Source organism: Nocardia terrae (assembly GCF_009760405.1).
Classification (GTDB): Bacteria; Actinomycetota; Actinomycetes; order Mycobacteriales; family Mycobacteriaceae; genus Nocardia; species Nocardia terrae.
Genome location: NZ_WRPP01000004.1, coordinates 517,541 through 539,100, shown reverse-complemented (window position 1 = coordinate 539,100; position 21,560 = coordinate 517,541). Strand labels below are relative to the sequence as shown.

Sequence of the window (21,560 nt, the reverse complement as noted above, 5' to 3'; positions counted from 1 at the left end):
CGATCATGACACCGGAACGACGATCAGGCAATACGGATTCCGCAGGAATACATTGTGGTGCGCAACACCAGGGCCGCTTCCGGACCGATGACGCCGTCCACCAATTCGATATAGCGACCACAGAATTCGGGTCCGTGCGGGGCCGCGTCATCCGGTTTCGGCTCGAGGTGATGGGCCAGTTCGTGCAGGATCACCAATTCGCGTAGCGCCCAGGCCGTTCCACCCGCGTGCAGCGGGACGGCCAGCACCGCGCCCTCGGATTCGTAGTGCGCGGCCTTCGCTCCGGCCCGCGCCCGCACCGTGACCGCGACCGCGGACCGATCCCATTGCGCCCGAACCCAATTCAGTGCCAGCACCCGCTCCACGTAGGTCTGCACCGAGTCCACCGACGCGAACCGCCGCTCGATCGGCAGGGTGATCCGCGAACCGTGCAGTTCGACCGTTCGCGTCCCGAACTCGTCGGCGCGGTCGAACATGCCGCGCACCAGCCCCTCGGCGTCGTACACCCGGGACCGCTGCGCATCCCGTACCGCCATGCGCGCGTTCGCTATTCGCCCGCGCCGCGGGGCAACTGGCCGCGCGCGCCGCCCAGCTCCGGCGACGAACCCAACCGCGCGGCCTTGCCCGCCCGGTCACCGGCCCGCCGCGCGGCCGCCGAGTATCCGGCCGAGGCCTGCGGGCCACGCCAGGTGCCGCGCGCCTCGGAGGTGCGACTGTAGAAATCGGTGAGCTCGAGTTCCTTGTTCCGCAGCGCGAGCGCCGTTCCGGTGGGCGCGGATTCGGCGGCATCGGCCTTGACGGCCGCGGCCTCCACATCCGATTTGACCTCGGCGAGGCGGCGGCCGATGCGCGAGGCGAAGGCCATCTGGAAGTTCAGGCGCGCGGTCACCGCGGCGACCGGCACCTGCACGGGCCGCTGGACCGTGCGGCCGTAGCGGCGCTCGACCACGAGCTTCTCGGTGGTGGCCGACTTGTAGGACCCCGACTTGATGTACTGGTCGGAGGCACGGACCATCTGGATCAGCAGGCTCGTGTAGAGCGCCTCGCAGGTGTCGATATCGGTGTCGAATCCATAGGCGTACACCGTCGTCGACGAGCGGGCCACGTCACAGCGCACGTCATTGGCCGCGGCGATGGCCACGAACAACTGCACATAGGTTCGCAGACCGCGTTTTCCGGCCTCGCCGATGGGAATCACGCGTTGAGCGGGCGTGGGCCGTCGTTCGCGATTCGCGATATGTGCCCGTGCCACTGCCAGATCCACCGAGGAGCCGGTCGCGAGCCGCTGCGCGGCCGCCAGGAACGCTTCCGCCTCGTGCTCGTTGTCGGTCGATTCGGCCTGCCGCAGCAGTCCGCCGATCCGTGTGAGCATCTTGTCCTGAGAAGACATCGGGACACAGCATAGTGGGCGCTGTCGGCGCAGCCGTCCGAAGTCTTTTGCGCATGGCCGGAGCGAAGGCGGAGGTACGCCTGGCCTGCACCGACGATGCCGTGGTCACGCGCGAGGGAGCAGGTAGTCCCCGCGCGAGGAACATCCACCATGTATCTTCCTGTGTGCAACCGGCTGGGTGTGCCGCCGCTCACGTCTCGACCCTGGAGTATTCGCGATGGCTTTGAAGAAGGTGTCGTCCCTACGATCGACGTTGGTGCCGCGTGCCGTTTTGGCCGTGACATCGGCGGCCTTGCTGACGGCGACGCTCGCCACCGGCTGCTCGAGCAGCAGCGGCGGATCCAACGCGATCTCCGAGAACCTCACCGGGCGTGGCCCGATCACCTACGTCGAGGGCAAGGACACCACCGAGACCGGTGCCGTCAAGCAGCTCATCGACCGCTGGAACGTCGCCCACCCCGACGAGAAGGTGACGTTCAAGGAGCAGTCCAGCGACGCCTCCCAGCAGTACGACGACCTCAAGCAGCACCTGCAGGCCAAGGCGTCGGACTACGACGTGGTCGCCCTGGACGTGCCGTGGACCGCGGAGTTCGCCGCCAAGGGCTGGATCCAGCCGCTGAAGGACTCCTTCGCGATCGACACCTCCACCCTGCTCTCGCCGCCGGTCGCCTCGGCCACCTACAACGGCACGCTGTACGCGGCCCCGCGCAACACCAACGGCGGCCTGCTGTACTACCGCAAGGACCTGGTGCCCGAGCCGCCCAAGACCTGGGCCGAGATGCTGTCCATGTGCCCGAAGGCCAAGGAAGCCGGAATCGGCTGCTACGCGGGCCAGTTGGCGCCCTACGAGGGTCTGACCGTGAACGCGGCCGAGGTCATCAACGCCTTCGGCGGCAGCTTCGTCGGCCCCGACGGCAAGACCCCGACCGTCAACACCCCGCAGGCCAAGCAGGGTCTGCAGACCCTCGTCGACGCCTACAAGAACGACGACATGCCCAAGGAAGCCCTCTCCTTCAAGGAGCCGGAGTCCCAGAACGCCTTCACCAGCGGCAAGCTCATGTTCATGCGCAACTGGCCGTCCTCCTTCGGTGACGCCGGCGCGGACTCCTCCGCGGTGAAGGACAAGTTCGGGGTCGCCCCGCTGCCCGGCAAGGACGGCATCGGCGCCTCCACCCTGGGTGGCTACAACGCCGCCATCAGCGCCTTCTCCAAGAACAAGGCCACCGCGCTGGACTTCCTGCGCTACCTGATCAGCGAGGATGCCCAGCACATCGTGGCCCAGGGCGGACTGCCGTCGGTGCGCGCCTCGGTGTACGACGATCCGGCCCTGATCGCCAAGATGCCGTACCTGCCCGCGCTCAAGGACTCCATCGCCTCGGCCGTGCCGCGGCCGGTGACCCCGTTCTACTCCGCGGTCTCGAAGGCCATCCAGGAGAACGCCTTCGCGGCGCTGCAGGGCACCAAGTCCGTCGACGACGCCATTTCCGGTATGCAGAAGGGCATCGAGACCGCCGGATCGTAAGGTGTACTCGGCCATCCGAGTCTCTCGGACGGTAAACACCGAGCACCCCGCGCACGATCGCGGGCGCAGTCCCGTAGGAGAAGAGTAAAGGTGTCACGTCCTCCGGGAGCGACCGTGGAATCCGAAGTGTCACAACCGAACAGCACGCCCCAACGCCCGGCGGAAGCACCGCGCAAGCGCAAGCAGCCGGTGCTGGGCCTGACGACCCGGGCGTGGCTGTTCGTCACGCCGGTGCTGGTCGCGCTGGCCGTGGTCGTCGGCTACCCGGTGGTCCGCGCCGTGATCATGTCCTTCCAGAAGGACGCCGGGATCGACAAGTCCACGGGCATGTTCGTGGAGGGCGGCAGCGCCGGATTCAGCAACTACACGCACTGGCTGCTGCAGCAGTGCACCAACTCGCTGGGCGAGACGGTGTCCTGCCCCGCCGGCAACGGCGGCTCCGAATTCTGGGCCGCCGTCGGCGTCACCGTGTTCTTCGCGGTGGTCACGGTCACCCTCGAGGCCACCATCGGCCTGGGCATGGCCATGATCATGGGCAAGACCTTCAAGGGCCGCGCCCTGCTGCGCGCGGCCGTGCTCATCCCGTGGGCCATCCCGACCGCCGTCACGGCGCGGTTGTGGGAGTTCATGTTCCACGTCGACGGCGTGGTCAACCGGGTCTTCGGCACGCACATCGTGTGGACCGTCGACACCTGGCCCGCCCGCTTCGCGGTCGTCATCGCCGATGTCTGGAAGACCACGCCGTTCATGGCGCTGCTGATTCTGGCCGGGCTGCAGGTGATTCCGGCGGACGTGTACGAGGCGGCACGGGTGGACGGCGCGTCGGCCTGGCAGCGATTCCGGTACATCACCATGCCGCTGCTGAAGCCGGCGCTGCTGGTGGCGGTGCTGTTCCGCACCATGGACGCGCTGCGCCTCTACGATCTGCCCGCCATCATGACCCAGAACCTCGGGGCCACCCGCACCATTTCGATGCTGGTGGTGGACCAGTCGCGGTCGGGCGCGAACAGCGCGTCGGCCTTGTCGGTCATCACCTTCCTGCTCATCTTCGCGGTCGCGTTCGTGCTGGTGAAGGGGTTGGGCGCCAACGCCGTTCGCACCCAGGAAGAACAGCGGGAGGCGCACTGATGAGCACCATCGTCGATGTAACGGCCAAGAAGCCGGTGCGGCAACCGGTCTCGTGGGGCAAGCGGCTCACCTCGGGCCGGGTCTACCTGGGCGCGCTGGTCGTGCTGATCTGGGGCCTGGCCCCGTTCTACTGGATGGTCGTCACCGCGCTGCGCGACCCGGCGTACGTCTTCGACACCACGCCGTGGCCGACGCATCTGTCCCTGGAGAACTTCCGCACCGCCTTCGACACCAGCCGGGGCACCAATTTCGGTCGCGCGCTGGGCAACAGCGTCCTCATCGGCTCGGCCACCACCGCCATCGCCCTGGCGCTGGGTGTCATGGCCGCGTATGCCCTGGCGCGCTTGACCTTCCGCGGCAAGTACCTGGTGGCGGGCTTGATCCTGTCGGCCTCCATGTTCCCCGTCGTGGTGCTGGCGACCCCCCTGTTCCAGCTGTTCACCGACCTCGGCTGGTACGGCCACTACCAGGCGATGATCATCCCGAACATCTCCTTCGTGCTGCCGATGACGGTCTACATCCTGTCCTCGTTCTTCAGTGAACTGCCCTGGGAGCTGGAGGAAGCCGCCCGCATCGACGGCGCGTCGCGCTTCCAGGCGTTCCGGCTGATCATGCTGCCGCTGGCCGCGCCGGCCGTGTTCACCACCGCCATCCTGGCGTTCATCGCGGCGGTCAACGAGTTCCTGCTGGCCAACCTGCTCTCCTCCGACGCGACCGCGCCGGTGACGGTGGCGGTGGCCCACTTCGGCGGCAACAACGGCTCGAAGGTGCCGCCCTACGGCGCGATCATGGCCGCGGGCACCATCGTCACCATCCCGCTTGTCATCATGGTGCTGTTGTTCCAGCGCCGCATCATCTCCGGCCTCACCGCGGGCGGTGTCAAGAGCTAGGCGTACCTCCGCCTTCGCTCCGGCCGTGCGCGGGCCTGAGGACGGCGACGCCGACTGTGTCCACTAGGGACCTCCCGTACCGTCGATTAGCATTGGTCGCGCCGTGGACGGGGTCCACGGCGTCACCTGACACAAGCTTTTTCGACGCTCCGGAAGGAGATGCTCGTGAGCTCGTCCCGCAAGCGGCGCCGTGGAGAACAGGTGCCGTCCGGCAGTGCGCCAGGGTGGAACGAGCTGGCCGCGCATGCGGCGCGCAGGCAGGGGCACGCTTCGCACAGCCGGCCGCGGCGGCGCGTCAAGCCGCCGAAGGCCCCGCAACAGCCCGAGCCCTCCTTACGTCCGCGCCGGACTCGCGGTCAGCGGTTCCGGCGCCTGATCCTGGCGTTGTTCCTGGTGCTGGTGGTCATGCCGACCACGCTCATGGGCATCGCCTACTGGAGCGCCGAGATCCCCGACCCGAATTCGGTGCAGACCAACCAGATCGCCACCATCCTCGCCTCCGACGGCAATACCGTCATCGCGAAGGTGGTTCCGCCGGAAGGCAATCGGGTGCCGGTGCCGCTGAGCGACGTGCCCGAACCGGTGCGGCTGGCCGTGCTCTCGGCCGAGGACCGCAACTTCTACACCAACCCCGGCTACTCCACCTCGGCGTTCCTGCGCGCGGCCCGCGACAACCTGCTCGGCCGCGACGACGCGGGCGGCGGCTCCACCATTACCCAGCAGTACGTGAAGAACGCCTTCCTGAGTTCGGAGCGCACGCTGAGCCGGAAGATGCGCGAGCTCATCATCTCCGCCAAGATGGCCCGCGAATGGTCCAAGGACGACATCCTCGCCGCCTACCTCAACACCATCTACTACGGGCGCGGCGCCTATGGGATCTCGGCGGCCGCCAAGGCCTACTTCGGCAAGGCCGCACCCGAATTGACCCTGGCCGAGGGCGCGGTGCTGGCCTCGGTGATCCGCACCCCGTCGCTGCTGGACCCGGAGAACCACCTCGAACAGCTGAAGGCCCGCTGGACCTACGTGCTCGACGGCATGGTGTCGATGGGCGTGCTGAACCGAAACGAGCGCGCCGCCACCGTGTTCCCCGACATCGTCCCGGCCACCGAGGTGGCCGACGCCACCCCGCGCGGACCCGAGGGGCTGATCCGCGCCCAGGTGCTGCGCGAACTGCGCAGCTCCGGGGTCAGCGAGCACGAGCTGAATACCGGTGCGCTGCAGATCATCACGACCATCGACGCCAAGGCGCAGCAGGGCGCGCTGAACGCGGTCGGCAACGTGCTGGGCGGGCAGCCGGGTGAGTTGCGCACCGCCGTGGTGTCGATCGACCCGCGCTCGGGCGCGGTGCGCGCCTACTACGGCGGCCCCGACGGCATCGGCTTCGACTTCGCGCAGGCCCCGCTGCAAACCGGTTCCGCCTTCAAGACTTTCGCCGTGCTGGCCGCGCTGGAGCAGGGCATCCCGCTGTCCTACAAGCTCGACAGCGAACCGCTCACCGTCAACGGGCAGAAGATCCAGAACGTCGGCGGCGAGTCCTGCGGCACCTGTCCGTTGAGCGAGGCGTTCAAGCGCTCGCTCAACACCAGCTTCTACCGGCTCTCCCAGACCCTGTTCGAGGGACCGAAAGCCATTGCCGACGCGGCACATCAGGCCGGCATCCCCGATCAGATTCCCGGCGTGCCCGGCAAGACCCTGACCGAGGACGGCGGCCCGCCGCTGCCCGCCATCGTGCTGGGCGCGTACTCGGTGCGCCCCATCGACATGGCCTCGGCCTACGCCACGCTGGCCGCCTCCGGCGCCTATCACGCCCCCTACTTCGTGCAGAAGGTGATCACCGGCGACGGCCGCGTCCTGCTCGACCGCGGCAAGGACCCCCGCAAGAGCGAACAGCGCGTCCAGACCGCGGTCGCCGACACCGTCGCCCAGGCCATGCTCCCCATCGCCGCCTACTCCAACGGCCACAACCTGGCCGGCGGCCGCCCGTCGGCCGCCAAGACCGGCACCACTCAGCTCGGTGACTCGGGCCAGAACAAGGACGCCTGGATGGTGGGCTTCACCCCGTCCCTGTCCACCGCGGTCTGGGTGGGAACCGAACAGTCCCAACCCATCCGAACCTCCCGCGGCGCCCTGGTCTACGGCTCCGGTCTCCCCGCCGACCTCTGGAAACAAACCATGGACGCCGCCCTCGACGGCACCCCCGTCGAGCAATTCCCCAACCCCGAACAAATCGCCGGAATGCCGCCGGGCAACGGCAATTACGACATCCTCAACCCCGGCACGCAGGCCCCCCAACAAGAGCCGGTCCTCATCATCCCCCCGGCCCCCACTCCCAAAGAGGTAGAAATCTTCCCGGGCCTCAGCATCCCTGTGCCCGGATAAAAAGGCGGGCCGAGTCGGAACTGTGATGCGCTGTTGATCATGTTTCGTGCCTACTGTGCCCATCGGTGCACGGCCACGGATATGGTGGAGACCGCTACCGGCTTCAATGACTCCGGGGGTCGGTGGCAGGATGCGGGTTGGGAGCAGGGTGGGGTCGGAGACAGCACGAGACATAGGGGCGACGCCGGTGGATTTCAATGTCGTTGAACGCCACGAAACGCTGGTAGCCGGAACGGTGCTACGCAGCCCGGCACTCGCGGTCGAAGGACCGCGCCGCGCGAAGGTCGAGGAGGCCTGGAAACGCAATATGGCACGCGATCTGCCCGGTCCGCCCGCGACCGCGTATGTGGATCACGCACCCGAGATCGGTTCGTATCTGACGCATATCGTCGGCTACGAATGCAAGAACCTGGACGACCTATTGCCAGGGGATGTACTCGCCCGTATCCCGGCCGGTAAATTCGCCCGCTTCATTCGCAGTGGCGACAATCTCGGCGACATCATCGTGTCGATCTGGCGCACGGTCTGGGACCTCGAGGCGGCGGGCACCCTGGTGCGCGCCTACACCGGGGATTTCGAGCACTATCCGGACAACCGGACGGTGGAGGTTTTCGTCGCGCTCGATCCGAGCACGGAGGGGTAGGGGCTGTGGACTTCGAAATCGTCACCCTCGATGAGTTCCTCGTCGGCGGCCTGACCATCCCCCTGGCGGGCCGCGAGGTCACCGCCCGCGACCTGGACCTGGTCAACTTCACCTGGGACCGCTACCTGGCCCGCGAGAAGAAGGCCGAGCGCGTCGCCGCCTACATCGGCCAGAACGATCACGCGGTAGCGGTTCTGGGATACGAACTTTCGGGCCTGAGCACCCTGGACACGGGCGATGTGGTCACCCGCATCCCGTCCGGCCGCTACGCGAAATTCGTTGTGTCGGACAAGCCTTACGACCTGCTGCGCACCGCGTGGGCCAAGGTCGCCAAGGCCGAGAACGCGGGCACCATCACCCGCTCCCACACCGCGGAGATCGAGCGCTACACCGGCCCCACCTCGGTCGAGGTGTACGTCTCCCTCGACTGAGGTCGAAAGAACAAGGGCGGCATCGCGATTGGATCGCGATGCCGCCCTGTGCGTTTTGCGGGGGCGGGACCGGCGGCCGCGAGAGCCGCCCACACCGCCCCCTGCTCGGGGTTTCAGGGGCTTGCCCCTGAGAGTCACGAGAGTTGTTACTCGGCCCCGATAATGAACGCTTCCAGCTGGGCGCGAGCCACATCATCGGCCAGCTGCTTCGGCGGGGACTTCATCAGGTAGGCCGAGGCCGGGATGACCGGTCCGCCGATGCCGCGGTCCTTGGCGATCTTCGCCGCGCGCACCGCGTCGATGATGATGCCGGCCGAGTTCGGCGAGTCCCACACCTCGAGCTTGTACTCCAGGTTCAGCGGCACGTCGCCGAAGGCGCGACCCTCGAGCCGGACGTAGGCCCACTTGCGGTCGTCGAGCCACTCGACGTAGTCCGACGGGCCGATGTGCACGTTGCGGTCGTGCACCTTGCCCGCCAGCGGACCCTCGAGGTTGGAGGTCACGGCCTGGGTCTTGGAGACCTTCTTCGACTCCAGCCGCTCGCGCTCGAGCATGTTCTTGAAGTCCATGTTGCCGCCGACATTGAGCTGGTAGGTGCGGTCCAGCACGACGCCGCGGTCCTCGAACAGCTTGGCCATCACGCGGTGGGTGATGGTCGCGCCGACCTGGGACTTGATGTCGTCGCCGACGATGGGCAGGCCCGCGTCGACGAACTTCTGGGCCCAGACCGGGTCGGAGGCGATGAACACCGGCAGCGCGTTGACGAAGGCCACGCCCGCGTCGATGGCGCACTGCGCGTAGAACTTGTCGGCCTCTTCAGAACCGACCGGAAGGTAGGACACCAGGACGTCGACCTTCGCGTCCTTCAGCGCCTGCACCACGTCGACCGGCTCGGCGTCCGACAGCTCGATGGTCTGGGCGTAGTACTTGCCGATGCCGTCGAGGGTCGGGCCGCGCTGCACGGAGATTCCGCTCGGCGGCACATCGGAAATCTTGATGGTGTTGTTCTCGCTCGCGAAGATCGCGTCGGACAGATCGAAGCCGACCTTCTTGGCGTCCACGTCGAACGCGGCGACGAACTTCACATCCCGCACGTGGTACGGGCCGAACTTGACGTGCATGAGGCCCGGAACGGTGGAATCCGCCGGGGCGTCCCGGTAGAAGTGCACGCCCTGAACCAGGGAGGATGCGCAGTTGCCCACACCCACGATGGCCACGCGAACTTCGGTGGCTCCGCCAGCCTGATTGATGTCACTCATGGCCGATATTTCCCTCTTTCTGTGGTGCCGCCTTCGTCGATTGCTCTGCGGCAATCAACTCGTTGAGCCAGCGCACTTCGCGCTCGCTTGATTCGAGACCGAGTTGATGGAGCTGACGGGTATAGCGGTCCAGTTGCCCGCTGGCGCGTTTTATCGCTTCCCGCAGTCCTTCTCGGCGCTCCTCGACCTGCCTCCGCCGCCCCTCCAGGATTCGCATCCGCGCTTCCGCGGGGGTGCGGCTGAAGAAGGCCAGATGAACGCCGAAGCCGTCGTCGGTGTAGTTCTGTGGCCCGGTGTCGGCGAGCAGTTCGGCGAACCGCTCCCGCCCGGTTTCAGTCAGGTTGTAGACCCGCCGCGCACGGCGGGTGGCCAATCCCTGCGGACTCTCCTCCGCGATGAGGCCGTCGGACTGCATGCGCCGCAGGGTCGGATAGAGCGACCCGTAGGAGAAGGCCCGAAAGGGGCCGAGCAGCCCGGTGAGTCGCTTGCGCAACTCGTAGCCGTGCATCGGTGATTCGAGGAGCAGCCCGAGGATCGCCAGTTCCAGCACGGGCTTCACCTCCTGACTGTTGTGTGTTCAGAACCTAACCGATGGATGCAGTTCCAAACTATATCGCGCCGATATAGTTTCCCGCGCGTTGTGACCACACGGCCCGCGCGCCAGGCGGGACAAGGGGGTCCGGGGCCCGGCCCCCCGGACCCCCAATCTCTTGTGGAGATTCCGTGAGAGTCGCCTCGGGGAGTGCGGGCAGTCGGGGGCCGCAAGTACTCTGGGTCGCGTGCGAATACAGCGGCAGGTAGTGGACTATGCGCTTCGGCGTAAGTCGCTGCTGGCCGACGTCTACGCGGGGCGGGTGGACGTCGCGGAAGTGTGCGATGCGAATCCGTACCTGTTGCGTGCGGCGAAGTTCCACGGGCGGGGGAGCGAGGTCACATGCCCTATCTGCAGGAAAGAGCAGTTGACTCTCGTATCGTGGGTCTACGGCGACGGGCTCGGGCCCGCGTCGGGTTCCGCCCGCACGCCGGAGGAATTGGTCCGGTTGGCCGAGTCTCGCGAGGAGTTCTCGGTGCATGTGGTCGAGGTGTGCCGGACCTGCAGTTGGAATCATCTGGTGCAGTCCTATGTGCTGGGCCTGGCGCCCGCACCGTCGGGTCGCCGCCGCACCGGCGCCCGCCGCACGGCCGCCGAGTGAGAGGCCACGTCGACTGCTGATTCAGCGGGTACGAACATGCCCGCGACGATGCACGCGTGACCGCATCGAGCCCAACAGGACCGTATCGAGAGTTATTGGAGATCCAGGCTGTGACATCGCCCTATGACGACGGACCGCACGGCGGCCGCCCCCGTGGCGGTTCGCAACCCGGCCCCGGCGGCTACCCGCCGCCTCGACCGGCAGGCCCGCCGCCCGGCGCACGCCAGCCCGCGGGTCGTCCCGCACCGGGGGCCCAGCAGCGCGGTACCGGAGGCTCCGGCGGCGTTCCGCCGCGCGGGCCGAACGGCCAGCCGCAGCGCGGCCCGGGACCGCAGGGTGGTGAGCCCCCTAGACGCCAGGGCCCGCCGCCGCAGCGCCCCGGAAATCCGGACGCGACGCGCAAGCTTCCCAATCCCGCCAATCAGGACGCACGGGTGAATACCGGCGCGCGACAGGCGGTTCCGAATCACATCTCACGGGCGGCCACCTCCGACCGCACCCAGCGGATCTCCGATCGCGCGGTGCGCGAGGGCGCCGGCACCGGCACCAGACCCCGGCCCGCCGACGACCGCACCCGGCCGCCGTCGGGCGCGCAGCCCGCGGCCCGGCGGCCGCAGGGCGGCACCCCGGCGGGTCCGCCGCCGCGACGTCCCGGCGGCAACGGCTCCGGCGGCGGTGGCGGCAAGGGCGCGCCCAAGAAGAAGAGCTCGGCCTGGCGGATCGCCCGGCGCGTCACCTACCTGCTCATCGCGCTGGTCTTCGGCGGCATGAGTTCGGTCTTCCTGTACGCGTACTCGACGGTGAACGTGCCGCAGCCCGGTGACCTGAAGAACAATCAGGTGGCCACCATCTTCATGAACGACGGTTCCTCGGTGCTGGCGAAAGTCATTCCGCCGGAAGGCAACCGGAGCGATGTGACGATCGATCAGATTCCGCCGCACGTGCGCAACGCCGTGATCGCCGCGGAAGACCGCTCGTTCTACACCAACCCCGGCTTCTCCATCCAGGGCTTCGGCCGCGCGTTCGTCGGCCAGCTGACCGGCAATTCGAGCGCCGGTGGTGGTTCGACGATCACCCAGCAGTACGTGAAGAACGCGATGGTCGGCAACGAGCACTCGCTGACCCGTAAGCTGCGCGAGCTGGTGATCTCGGCCAAGATGGCCAAGCAGTGGTCCAAGGACCAGATCCTGGCCGCCTACCTGAACACCATCTACTTCGGTCGCGGCGCCTACGGCATCGACGCGGCGTCCAAGGCGTACTTCAACAAACCGGTCGGCGAGCTGACGGTGGCCGAGGGCGCGGTGCTGGCCGCGACCATTCAGCAGCCCTCGAACCTGGATCCGGAGAAGAACCCGGAAGGCGCCAAGACCCGTTGGAACTACGTGCTGGACGGCATGGTCGACGGTGGCAACCTGCCGGCGGCCGACCGCAAGACCATGCAGTACCCCGACGTGATTCCGGCCGCGCAAGCCTCACACGACAAGACGCTGGACGCCGGCCCGGAGGGCCTGATCAAGACCGCGGTGCTCAAGGAGCTCGAGGCCGCGGGCATCACCGAGCACGACCTGAACACCGAGGGTCTGCAGATCACCACGACCATCGATCCCAAGGCCCAGCAGTCGGTGGTCGACGCTGTCAACAAGGTGATGGACGGCGAGCCCGACAAGCTGCGCACGGCCGCGGTGTCGGTGGATCCCAAGACCGGTGCGGTGCGCGCCTACTACGGCGGCTCCGACGGCCAGGGCCTCGACTACGCGAATCAGGGTCTGCCGCCGGGCTCCTCGTTCAAGGTGTTCGGTCTGGCCGAGAACCTCGAGCTGGGCAAGCCGCTGTCGACCTTGTACGACTCCACGCCGGTCACCGTGAACGGCATCAAGATCACCAACGTCGCGAACGAGCAGTGCGGCATGTGCACCATCGCCGAGGCGCTCAAGCGATCGCTGAACACCAGCTTCTACCGCATGGAGCTGGACATGAACAACGGTCCGAAGCGGATCGCCGATATGGCGCACAAGCTCGGTATTCCGGACACCATTCCGGGCGTCGGCAAGACACTCATCGACCCGGACGGCGGCGGCCCGAACAACGGCATCGTGCTGGGCCAGTACCAGGTTCGCCCGCTGGACATGGCGTCCGCGTACGCGACGCTGGCCGCGTCGGGCATCTACCACGCACCGCATTTCGTGCAGAAGGTCGTCGCCTCCGACGGCACCGTGCTGCTCGACCGCGGTGACGTCGCCGGTGAGCGCCGCGTCTCGGCGGCGGTGGCGGACAACGTGACCGACGCGATGAAGCCCATCGCGGCCTGGTCGCGCAACCACCAGCTCGCCGGCGGCCGACTCTCGGCCACCAAGACCGGCACCAACCAGCTCGACGGCAGCGATGAGAATCGTGACGCCTGGATGGTCGGCTACACCCCGTCGCTGTCCACCGCGGTCTGGGTCGGTACCGACAATGGCGAAAAGCTGCGAAGCGCCAGCGGCGGCATGATCTATGGCTCGGGTCTGCCGGCCGATATCTGGAAGGCCACCATGGACGGCGCCCTCAAGGGCACGCCCAACGAGGACTTCCCGAAGCCGGCCGCCATCGGCGGCCAGGCCGGTGTGCCGTCGTGGAGTGCCCCCTACACGGCGCCGTCGACGACGGAGGCGCCGCAGCTGCCGGTGGTCACCATGACCCCGTGGACGCCGATTCCGGGTCTGCCGGGCTTCAATATCCCCGGCCTGGCGCCGAATCCGAACAACCAGCGGCAGTCGCAGCCGCAACAGCAACAACAGACCCCCAGCGACGACGGCGGCGGTCCGATGCCCGGGCAGCCGGTGGCGCCGGCCGACGGGTCGACACCGACGACCACGCCCAACAGTGGAGGCGGTAATGGGAACGGCAATGGGAACAGTCCGCGGGCGAATCGGTAGCCTGCTGCCGTGATCGAGCAGGAACTGGTGCACCGGCCGGCCGCCTCTGGCGTGCCGGCCGGTGGCGCGCTGAAGCCGGGGGAGGCAGCGGTGGAAAATGCTCAAGCACAGCGTGAGACGACGGTGGTCTACGAATCGCCGCAACCGCTGGCGGCGGATCTGCGCTCGGTGGACGACCGGGACGAGCCCAGTCGCACCGACACGCTGACCGCGCAGCTGTGCGATCTGATCGGCGGGCCGGTGGGCGACCACGCGGTGATCGGCCGCGTGCGCTTCTGGACCCCGATGCGCGTCATGATGGCGTTCGCGGTGCTGTTCCTGGCGTTCAGCTGGTTCGGCAAGGCGGGCTGTATTCAGCAGCGGCCCGACGCCGACGGCACCTTGGGGCTGGACTGGAACAACGGCCGCCAGTACATCGCCATGTGTTATTCGGACACGGTGCCGCTGTACGGGGCCGAGCATCTCAACGAGGGCGCCTTCCCGTACAAGAAGGAGTGGGTCGAGTTCGGCGGCGACGGCAAGCCGCAGGTCCGGTACATGGAATACCCGGTGCTGTCGGGGCTGTACCAGTACGCCTCCATGGGAATCGCCAAGGCGTGGAAGATGTCCGCGCTGCCCGGGCATTCGGCGCTCGAGGTGGTCATCTACTTCAATGTGGTGGCGCTGGGTCTGTCGCTGGCCTGGCTGGCGACCATCTGGGCGACCGCGCTGGTGGCCGGACGCCGGATCTGGGATGCCGCGCTGATGGCGCTCTCACCGCTGGTGCTGGTGCACGCGTTCACCAATTTCGACGCGCTGGCAACGGCTTTCGCGGCGGGCGGGCTGCTGGCCTGGGCGCGGCGCAAGCCGGTGCTCGCGGGCGTGCTGCTGGGTCTGGGCGGGGCGGCGAAGCTGTATCCGCTGCTGCTGCTCGGGCCGATCCTGATCCTGTGCCTGCGTGCCGAGCGGCTGGACGAGGACGAGTCGGTGTGGGGCGGCATCCGGCCGCTGCGCGCGGCCGGCGGCGCCATCGCGGCGGCGGCCGTCACCTGGCTGGCGGTGAACGCCCCGATCGCGGCGCTGTATCCGAAGGGCTGGTGGGAGTTCTTCCGGCTCAATACCGAACGGCACGCGGACCCGGATTCGATCTACAACGTGATCACCTCGTTCACCGGCTGGACCGGTTTCGACGGGCTGCTGACCCCGCAGCAGACGCCCTCGATCCTGAACACGGTGTCGCTGCTGCTGTTCCTCGGCGCGTGCGCGGGTATCGCCTGGATCGGGCTGAGCGCGGCGCGGCGGCCGCGGCTGGCGCAGTTGGTGTTCCTGGTGGTGGCCGCGTTCCTGCTCACCAACAAGGTATGGAGCCCGCAGTATTCGCTGTGGCTGGTGCCGCTGGCGGTGCTGGCCCTGCCACAGCGTCGAATCCTGTTGGCGTGGATGACGATCGACGCCCTGGTGTGGGTGCCGCGCATGTTCTATTACCTGGGCACCGATCACAAGGGCCTGCCCGAGCAGTGGTTCACGGGCACGGTGCTGCTGCGCGACCTGGCGGTTCTCGGCCTGTGCGCCTTGGTGATCCGGCAGATCTATCGGCCCGCCGAGGATCCGGTGCGCCGCGACGGGATCGACGATCCGGGGGGCGGCATCCTCGACCACGCCCCGGATCCGCAGCAGCCCTGGCTGCCGGCGGTCCTGCGGCCGCGCTATCCGGCCGCCGTGACCTACCCGATGCCCTAGAGGTACCGCGCCAGCTGCGGCATCGCCTCGCCCGGATGCTTGGCCTGGAGGCCCTCGCCGATGGCCTCCAGCTTCCAGTCCGCGCCCGGCGCGGGGCGATACACCTTGGCCATGACCATGCCGGTGAAGGGGATGCCGCCCGCGAGGGTGAGGCGTGCCAGCTCGGCATTGGTGGCGCTGTCGACCAGACGGCAGTAGGCGTTGACGATCTGTTCGAAGGTGTGGCCCTTGTAGGAGGTCACGATGAAGATCAGAGTGCTGACCTGGTCGGAGATCCGGGACAGGTCGACCATGATCTCCTCGTCGTCGCCGTCGCCCTCACCGGTCAGGTTGTCGCCCTGGTGCCGGATGGACCCGTCCTTGGAGTTGAGGCTGCCGTAGTAGACGACATCGACGGGATTGCGGCCGGAGAACATGACGACCGAGGCGTCGAGGTCCACGTCCACGGCCTTGTTGCCGAAGATGCCGCCGCGCTTGACCGGATCCCAGCCCAGGCCCATCTTCACGTGCCCCAGGGCGGCCCCGCCCTCCTTGCGCAGGTTGATGCGCTGTCCCTTGACCAGGCTGACGGCGTGATTCGGCAGGTCGCGTGCCTGCTCGACCGGCGGGGGCCCGTATCCCGGCTGCGGATACGGAGCGGGCTGCTGGTAGGCGGGCGGCGGCGGGTAGCCACCGGTCGGCGGATACTGCTCGGTGGGCGTGTACCCGGGCGCGGGCTCCGGGTATCCGGCGGGGGCGGGCGAGAATTGGGCGGGCGCGGGCTGCGGGGTCTCGTTGACCTGCACGCCGTGGTCGGTGACCAGGGCGGCGAAACCACCGGCGTAGCCCTGCCCGACGGCGCGTACCTTCCAGTCGCCCTGGCGGCGGTACAACTCCAGTGCGATGACGATGGATTCGGTGCTGAGGTCGTCGATCCGGTACTCGTACAACACGTTTCCGGCGGTGTCGCTGACCTGGGCCACCGGCGCGGGTAGCCGGCCGAAGTCGGTGGCGGCGTCGTCGAGGGTGATGACGGCCCGAAGCTGTTCGATCTCAGCGGGAATGGCGTTCAGGGCCACGGCCAGCACCGCGGGCTGCCCGGGCGCGCCGGGCCGCAGCGTCACGCCGGGGCCGGAGGGCTGGTTGAAGAACACGAAATCGGCGTCGGAGCGCACCTTGCCGTCGGCGGCGACCAGCAGCGCGGACAGGTCCGCGGGTGCGGAAACCCGCACGCTGATCACCGGATCGGGGACACTCAAGGGGCCGTTCTGGCCCTTCACCAAAACTGCGGACAAGATCGACCCTTCGGGTTGCCGGCACTGTCGTTCGGTTGTTCGAGCACTGTCACTGCCACTCTACGAGAACCCGGCGACACGGGGCGTGGCCGTGGTCAGCCGCCGACCCGCGCGGGCGTGGCAGGATCGGCGGAGTGAGCGACGGTGCGGTCGATCCCGTGGAAGCGCACGAACAGTATCTGCGCGCCTTCCGGCATCCGGCCGTGTCCCGGGACCAGCTGCGGGACCTGCTCGATGCCGTGAACGCGTTCCTGGACACCATCACTCCCAAGGAGGGCGAGTACGTCCCGCACGGCGGCTGGGCCCCGGCCTCCACGGCCATGGCCTTCCAGATCGGCCGCGCGGTCGAGCAGGTGCTCTCCGAGCGGGAGGACGCGGACCGGGAACTGGTGCGCCGCCGCGATATTCGCGACCGCCTGGTGGCGGCGCTGGACGCGGTGCTGGATTGCCTGCGCACCCTGCCCGACCTGGCCGAAGCCGAGGTGCGGTTGGGCACCATCTGCGTGAACGAGGGCTTCCAGGTCTACGAGGACGGTTCGGTGCGCACGACCCCGGCGCAGGAGCTCAGCGCCGATCCCGGTCTGCTGGAAGCGCGCCGGGCCGAGCTGGACGAGCAGATGACCGCGGCGGTGGAGGTGCGCAACGGGCTGGTGGACGACACCACCGATCTGATCCGGGAGCGGCTCGGGGTGGCGGAGGTGGGGATCCCGTGGGTGATCCTGGCCGCGACCCGGGGCGGGCTGGACGTGTCCGAGCCTTTCGAATTCGCCGCAGAACACCTACCCGACTGCGAATTACGGGATCTGATGGTGCAATTGGTGACCGACATCGAGTTGGCCCGCACCCTGGAGGATCCCGCGGATCCGGTCGAGTAGGGAGTTATCGATGAAGAAGCTCGTCAACGATCCGGCCGATGTGGTGGACGCCGCCCTGGCGGGCATGGCCGCGGCGCATCCGGAACTGCGGGTCGACGTGAAGCAGCGCATCGTGGTCCGCGCCGACGCGCCGGTCTCCGGCAAGGTCGGCCTGGTCTCCGGCGGCGGTTCCGGCCATGAACCCCTGCACGGCGGGTTCGTCGGGCTGGGCATGCTCGACGCGGCCTGTCCGGGCGAGATATTCACCTCGCCGGTGCCCGATCAGATCCAGGCCGCCACCGCGGCCGTGGACGCCGGGGCGGGCGTGCTGCACATCGTGAAGAACTACACCGGCGATGTCATGAACTTCGACATGGCCGCCGAGCTGGCCGCCGCCGAATCCGGCACCGAAGTGCGCGCGGTGGTGGTGAACGACGATGTGGCGGTGCAGGACAGCCTCTACACCGCCGGTCGGCGCGGGGTGGGCGCGACGGTGATCCTGGAGAAGATGGCGGGCGCGGCAGCGGAGCAGGGCCGTCCGCTGGCGGAGGTGGCGCGCGTCGCCGAGGCGGTGAACGCGAATTCGCGCAGCATGGGCATGGCGCTCACCTCGTGCACGGTCCCGGCGGTCGGGCATCCGACCTTCGAGCTGGGCGAGCACGAGATGGAGATCGGCGTCGGCATCCACGGCGAGCCCGGACGGCAGCGGGTGCCGCTGGCCCCGGCCCGCGACGTGGCGGAAATGCTGTTGGAGCCGATTCTCGCGGATCTGCCCTTCGCACCGGGTGATCGGGTGCTGTGCTTCGTCAACGGCATGGGCGGCACGCCGCTCATCGAGCTGTACCTGATGTTCGACGAGGTGGCGCGCATCCTGGCCGGGCATCGGATCGGGATCGAGCGCTCGCTGGTCGGGCCGTACATCACCTCGCTCGAAATGGCGGGCTGCTCGGTGACTTTGACCAGGCTCGACGAGGAACTGACCGCGCTGTGGGACGCGCCCGTGCGGACCCCGGCGCTGCGGTGGGGCATCTGATGTCGGCGGTGGACACGGCCGCGTGGGTGCGGGAGTTCGCGGCGCTGGTGGACGCGCACGCCACCGAGCTGACCGCGCTCGACGCCGCGATCGGGGACGCCGACCACGGCACCAATATGCAGCGCGGCATGACGGCGGCCGTTGCGGCGCTGGACGATTCGAAGCCCGCGACGGCGGGTGAGATCGCCAAGCAGACGGCCATGGTCTTGATCCGCACGATCGGCGGCGCGAGCGGACCGTTGTACGGCACGTTCTTCCTCCGGTTCGCCGGGGCCGTCGGCGACGGTGCCGACCTGGCCGATTTCGCGCGGGCCTTCCGGTCCGGGCTCGAGGGCGTGATCGCCCGGGGCAAGGCCGAACCCGGTGACAAGACCATGGTGGACACGCTGGTGCCCGCGGCCGACACGCTCGACGAGCAGGTCGCCGGGGGCGCGTCGGCGCGGCAGGCCCTCGAGGCCGCGGTGGCCGCCGCCGACGCCGGGCGCGATGCCACCACTCCGCTGGTGGCTCGCAAGGGCCGGGCCTCCTATCTCGGGGAACGCAGTGCGGGACACCAGGATCCGGGTGCCACCAGCGCGGCGCTGCTGGTGCTGGCCGCCTCCCGGGCACTGCGATGATCGGCCTGGTCGTGGTGTCGCACAGCCGGGCGCTGGCGGAGGCGGCGGTCGCCCTGGCCGCCGGACTGCTACCGGATCAGGGTGTGCCCATCCGGATCGCCGCGGGATCGCACGACGACGGGTTCGGCACCGATGCCGTCGCGGTGGCCGAGGCCATCGCGGAGGCCGACGCGGGGGACGGGGTGCTGGTGCTGATGGATCTGGGCAGCGCGGTGCTCTCCGCCGAGACCGCCCTGGATCTGCTCGAATCTCCCGTCGAGGTCGAGCTTTCCGCCGCACCGCTGGTGGAGGGACTGCTGTCGGCGCTGGCCGCGGCGGGCGGCGGCGCCGATCTGGCGACCACCGCGCGGGAGGCGGAGCAGGCGCTGGCCGCCAAACGTACCCAGCTCGGCGAATCCTCGGAGATCGCGGCGCGCAATGATCCACATTCATCCACAGCTGTGCAAGCTGTGGATGATTCCTTGGCCACCGACACCTTCGAAGTGACCAGCGAGCACGGACTGCACGCCCGCCCGGCCGCCGAATTGGTCTCGGCGCTGCGCGCTTTCGACGCCACCGTGCGGTTGCGCAATGCCACCACCGGCGTCGGTCCGGTACCGGGCAACAGTCTGACCAGGGTGCTGACCCTCGGCGTGCGGGCGGGCCAATTACTGGAGGTGACCGCCAGCGGGCCCGATGCGGAGCGGGCAGTCGCCAAAGTGCGTGCGCTCAACGAGAATCGAGATCATGACCAGTCTCGCTGAGAAAGCAACCACCTTCCTCGAACTGCACCAGCCCGGCAATCCGGTGATCCTGCCGACGGTGTGGGACGCATGGTCCGCGAAACTGGTGCGGGAGGCCGGTTTCCGGGCCCTCACGATCGGCAGCCATCCGCTGGCCGATTCCCTGGGCAAGCAGGACAAAGAGGGCATGACCTTCGCCGATGTGCTCGGGCGGGTCCGGGAAATCACGGCGGCCGTGGACATTCCGGTGTCGGTCGACTTGGAATCCGGTTATGCCGAGAAGCCGTCGCGAATCATCGAGGGGCTGCTCGAGGCCGGAGCCGTCGGCTTCAATATCGAGGATTCCGTACACAGCGAGGGCGGGCGGCTGCGCACCCCGCAGGAGCACGCCGATCTGGTGGCGGAGCTGCGGGCGGCCGCGGACGCGAGCGGGGTGCACGTCGTGGTGAACGCGCGCACCGACGTGTTCCTGCGTCAGGACACCGGTACCCCGGCCGAACGCCTGGACAGCGCGCTCACCCGGATGCGGCTGGCCGCCGAGGCGGGCGCGGACGTGCTGTACCCGGTGGGCCGCCACGAACCCGAGGTGCAGCGCACGCTGACCTCCGAGCTGCCGTTGCCGGTCAATGCCATCGGCCTTCCCGACCAGGGCACGCCCGCCTACTTCGCCGAACTCGGCGTGGCCCGGGTCAGTTTCGGCCCGTTCCTGCAGGCCGCCCTGACCAAGGAGGCCAACCGGCTGCTGGCCGCCTGGCGCTGAGTCGCCGTCGGCGAGCTAGGACCGCACGCGCAGGAAGTAGTCGAGGATCTCGTCCGCGGCGTGGATGCCCGTGGCCGCGGTGACGGCCACGCCCGGATGGGTCCAGTTACGCTGCTCCAGTTCACCGTGCCGGGGCCGGATGGCGACGTCGGCGGTGCGCAGCAGCTCGGCGTCCAGCGCGCCGTCGCCCGCGGCCGCCAGCACCGAGTCCGGGCGCAGTTCACCGGCCTCCAGCAGGCGGCGGCGCACCTCCGTGACCGCGCGGCTCTTACACACCGGTGTGGGCATGGTGTAGATCTTGCGGCCCTGCTGCGAAACCGACCAGCCTCTCGGACGGCACCAGGATTCCCATTCCGCCAGGAAGCCCTCGGGTACGCGATCGGGGTCGACGACCAGGTAGCAGAACAGGTCGTCGGCCTCGCGCAGGCGCACGGCGAACGATTCGTCCACGCGCGCACGCAATTCCGCGCGCACCTCGACCAGGGTGGCGCACTCGGCGCGCACCTCGGCGTCGAGCGCCGAACGCCAGCGCCGGTCGGGCAGGCCGTTGCGCAGGATGGTGCCGCCGTTGCTGGTGACCGCGTAAGGCCATGGCCCGCCGGGCAGCCGCACCCGCTGGAATTGTTCGATGGTGCGGGTGGTGACCGGCACCAGCGCCGCCGCCGCGGCCAGCTCGCTCATCCGCTGGGCCGCGGTCACCGTCATGTACGAGAGCGGTTGGCCCTCATGGTGTTCCACACACACCGTCGCCGGGTCCGTCTGCCCGAACGCCGCCCGCGAATAGATCACGGTCCGATCCAGATCCGTCGCCACCATCACCGCGCGCACCCA

At 68.6% G+C, this 21,560-nt stretch carries 20 protein-coding genes; 14 read left to right on the top strand and 6 right to left on the bottom strand.

Annotated elements, in window-relative coordinates; genetic code table 11:
• Positions 1-23 precede the first annotated feature (23 nt).
• Positions 24-536 (bottom strand): TIGR04338 family metallohydrolase, encoded by a 513-nt coding sequence (locus tag GPX89_RS22595; RefSeq protein WP_157389569.1) that lies wholly within the window; start codon positions 534-536, stop codon positions 24-26.
• Between the two features lie 11 nt (positions 537-547).
• Positions 548-1,390, bottom strand: coding sequence for a DUF2786 domain-containing protein (locus GPX89_RS22590; RefSeq protein ID WP_235947752.1), 843 nt, complete (start codon positions 1,388-1,390; stop codon positions 548-550).
• Between the two features lie 217 nt (positions 1,391-1,607).
• On the opposite strand from GPX89_RS22590, the gene GPX89_RS22585 reads away from it, so the two are divergent.
• The 6 genes from GPX89_RS22585 (at position 1,608) to GPX89_RS22560 (ending at position 8,383) form a co-directional block, all read left to right on the top strand.
• Complete coding sequence (locus GPX89_RS22585; RefSeq protein ID WP_157389568.1) at positions 1,608-2,912, top strand: ABC transporter substrate-binding protein; 1,305 nt, start codon at positions 1,608-1,610, stop codon at positions 2,910-2,912.
• A 189-nt stretch (positions 2,913-3,101) separates the two neighbouring features.
• Positions 3,102-4,040, top strand: coding sequence for a carbohydrate ABC transporter permease (locus tag GPX89_RS22580; protein ID WP_328602242.1), 939 nt, complete (start codon positions 3,102-3,104; stop codon positions 4,038-4,040).
• Entirely contained in the window at positions 4,040-4,930 is an 891-nt protein-coding gene (locus GPX89_RS22575) for a carbohydrate ABC transporter permease (RefSeq protein WP_157389567.1), read from the top strand. The genes GPX89_RS22580 and GPX89_RS22575 overlap by 1 nt, the downstream gene beginning before the upstream one ends.
• A gap of 159 nt (positions 4,931-5,089) precedes the next feature.
• Positions 5,090-7,309 (top strand): transglycosylase domain-containing protein, encoded by a 2,220-nt coding sequence (locus GPX89_RS22570; protein ID WP_157389566.1) that lies wholly within the window; start codon positions 5,090-5,092, stop codon positions 7,307-7,309.
• A gap of 187 nt (positions 7,310-7,496) precedes the next feature.
• Positions 7,497-7,952, top strand: coding sequence for a GyrI-like domain-containing protein (locus tag GPX89_RS22565; protein ID WP_328602182.1), 456 nt, complete (start codon positions 7,497-7,499; stop codon positions 7,950-7,952).
• Between the two features lie 5 nt (positions 7,953-7,957).
• Positions 7,958-8,383, top strand: a complete 426-nt coding sequence (locus tag GPX89_RS22560) for a GyrI-like domain-containing protein (protein WP_328602181.1) — start codon at positions 7,958-7,960, stop codon at positions 8,381-8,383.
• 146 nt (positions 8,384-8,529) lie between these two features.
• Here the strand turns inward: GPX89_RS22560 and GPX89_RS22555 are convergent, their stop codons facing one another.
• A complete protein-coding gene (locus GPX89_RS22555) occupies positions 8,530-9,642 on the bottom strand; it encodes an inositol-3-phosphate synthase (protein ID WP_157389564.1) in 1,113 nt (370 codons plus the stop codon).
• Positions 9,635-10,192: a PadR family transcriptional regulator gene (locus GPX89_RS22550; RefSeq protein WP_328602180.1), complete on the bottom strand. Its 558-nt coding sequence runs from the start codon at positions 10,190-10,192 to the stop codon at positions 9,635-9,637. The genes GPX89_RS22555 and GPX89_RS22550 overlap by 8 nt, the downstream gene beginning before the upstream one ends.
• Before the next feature lie 229 nt (positions 10,193-10,421).
• On the opposite strand from GPX89_RS22550, the gene GPX89_RS22545 reads away from it, so the two are divergent.
• The 3 genes from GPX89_RS22545 (at position 10,422) to GPX89_RS22535 (ending at position 15,469) form a co-directional block, all read left to right on the top strand.
• Positions 10,422-10,835, top strand: a complete 414-nt coding sequence (locus GPX89_RS22545; RefSeq protein WP_328602179.1) for a DUF5318 domain-containing protein — start codon at positions 10,422-10,424, stop codon at positions 10,833-10,835.
• 506 nt (positions 10,836-11,341) lie between these two features.
• Positions 11,342-13,750 (top strand): transglycosylase domain-containing protein, encoded by a 2,409-nt coding sequence (locus tag GPX89_RS22540; RefSeq protein WP_407939482.1) that lies wholly within the window; start codon positions 11,342-11,344, stop codon positions 13,748-13,750.
• A 90-nt stretch (positions 13,751-13,840) separates the two neighbouring features.
• The gene (locus tag GPX89_RS22535) at positions 13,841-15,469 is read left to right on the top strand and encodes a glycosyltransferase family 87 protein (RefSeq protein ID WP_407939481.1); all 1,629 of its coding nucleotides are present in this window, start codon (positions 13,841-13,843) and stop codon (positions 15,467-15,469) included.
• Here the strand turns inward: GPX89_RS22535 and GPX89_RS22530 are convergent.
• Entirely contained in the window at positions 15,466-16,743 is a 1,278-nt protein-coding gene (locus tag GPX89_RS22530; protein WP_157389563.1) for a TerD family protein, read from the bottom strand. The two genes, GPX89_RS22535 and GPX89_RS22530, sit on opposite strands and share 4 nt — an antisense overlap.
• 134 nt (positions 16,744-16,877) lie before the next feature.
• Here GPX89_RS22530 and GPX89_RS44740 point away from each other — a divergent pair, with 134 nt between their 5' ends.
• Genes GPX89_RS44740 through GPX89_RS22505 form a run of 5 tightly spaced genes read left to right on the top strand, consistent with a single transcriptional unit; the run spans position 16,878 to position 20,729 of the window.
• Entirely contained in the window at positions 16,878-17,618 is a 741-nt protein-coding gene (locus tag GPX89_RS44740) for a hypothetical protein (protein ID WP_235947750.1), read from the top strand.
• 10 nt (positions 17,619-17,628) lie between these two features.
• Positions 17,629-18,630 (top strand): dihydroxyacetone kinase subunit DhaK, encoded by a 1,002-nt coding sequence (gene dhaK / locus GPX89_RS22520; protein ID WP_157389562.1) that lies wholly within the window; start codon positions 17,629-17,631, stop codon positions 18,628-18,630.
• Positions 18,630-19,247, top strand: coding sequence for a dihydroxyacetone kinase subunit DhaL (gene dhaL / locus GPX89_RS22515; protein WP_157389902.1), 618 nt, complete (start codon positions 18,630-18,632; stop codon positions 19,245-19,247). Before dhaK ends, dhaL begins: the two co-directional genes overlap by 1 nt.
• Positions 19,244-19,990, top strand: coding sequence for a dihydroxyacetone kinase phosphoryl donor subunit DhaM (gene dhaM, locus GPX89_RS22510; RefSeq protein WP_157389561.1), 747 nt, complete (start codon positions 19,244-19,246; stop codon positions 19,988-19,990). The genes dhaL and dhaM overlap by 4 nt, the downstream gene beginning before the upstream one ends.
• On the top strand, positions 19,971-20,729 hold the full coding sequence (locus tag GPX89_RS22505) for an isocitrate lyase/PEP mutase family protein (protein ID WP_328602240.1): 759 nt from the start codon (positions 19,971-19,973) through the stop codon (positions 20,727-20,729). Before dhaM ends, GPX89_RS22505 begins: the two co-directional genes overlap by 20 nt.
• Positions 20,730-20,744: 15 nt before the next feature.
• Here GPX89_RS22505 and GPX89_RS22500 read toward each other — a convergent pair whose 3' ends face one another.
• On the bottom strand, positions 20,745-21,557 hold the full coding sequence (locus GPX89_RS22500) for an HAD family hydrolase (RefSeq protein WP_328602177.1): 813 nt from the start codon (positions 21,555-21,557) through the stop codon (positions 20,745-20,747).
• Between the last annotated feature and the right edge of the window lie 3 nt (positions 21,558-21,560).

Excerpts from the sequence above, each read along its gene's own strand:
- GPX89_RS22570 (WP_157389566.1), top strand. The coding sequence starts at position 5,090 with ATGCTCGTGAGCTCGTCCCGCAAGCGGCGCCGTGGAGAACAGGTGCCG.
- GPX89_RS22590 (WP_235947752.1), bottom strand. The coding sequence starts at position 1,390 with ATGTCTTCTCAGGACAAGATGCTCACACGGATCGGCGGACTGCTGCGG.
- GPX89_RS22575 (WP_157389567.1), top strand. The coding sequence starts at position 4,040 with ATGAGCACCATCGTCGATGTAACGGCCAAGAAGCCGGTGCGGCAACCG.
- dhaK (WP_157389562.1), top strand. The coding sequence starts at position 17,629 with ATGAAGAAGCTCGTCAACGATCCGGCCGATGTGGTGGACGCCGCCCTG.
- dhaM (WP_157389561.1), top strand. The coding sequence starts at position 19,244 with ATGATCGGCCTGGTCGTGGTGTCGCACAGCCGGGCGCTGGCGGAGGCG.
- GPX89_RS22585 (WP_157389568.1), top strand. The coding sequence starts at position 1,608 with ATGGCTTTGAAGAAGGTGTCGTCCCTACGATCGACGTTGGTGCCGCGT.
- GPX89_RS22555 (WP_157389564.1), bottom strand. The coding sequence starts at position 9,642 with ATGAGTGACATCAATCAGGCTGGCGGAGCCACCGAAGTTCGCGTGGCC.
- dhaL (WP_157389902.1), top strand. The coding sequence starts at position 18,630 with ATGTCGGCGGTGGACACGGCCGCGTGGGTGCGGGAGTTCGCGGCGCTG.
- GPX89_RS22595 (WP_157389569.1), bottom strand. The coding sequence starts at position 536 with ATGGCGGTACGGGATGCGCAGCGGTCCCGGGTGTACGACGCCGAGGGG.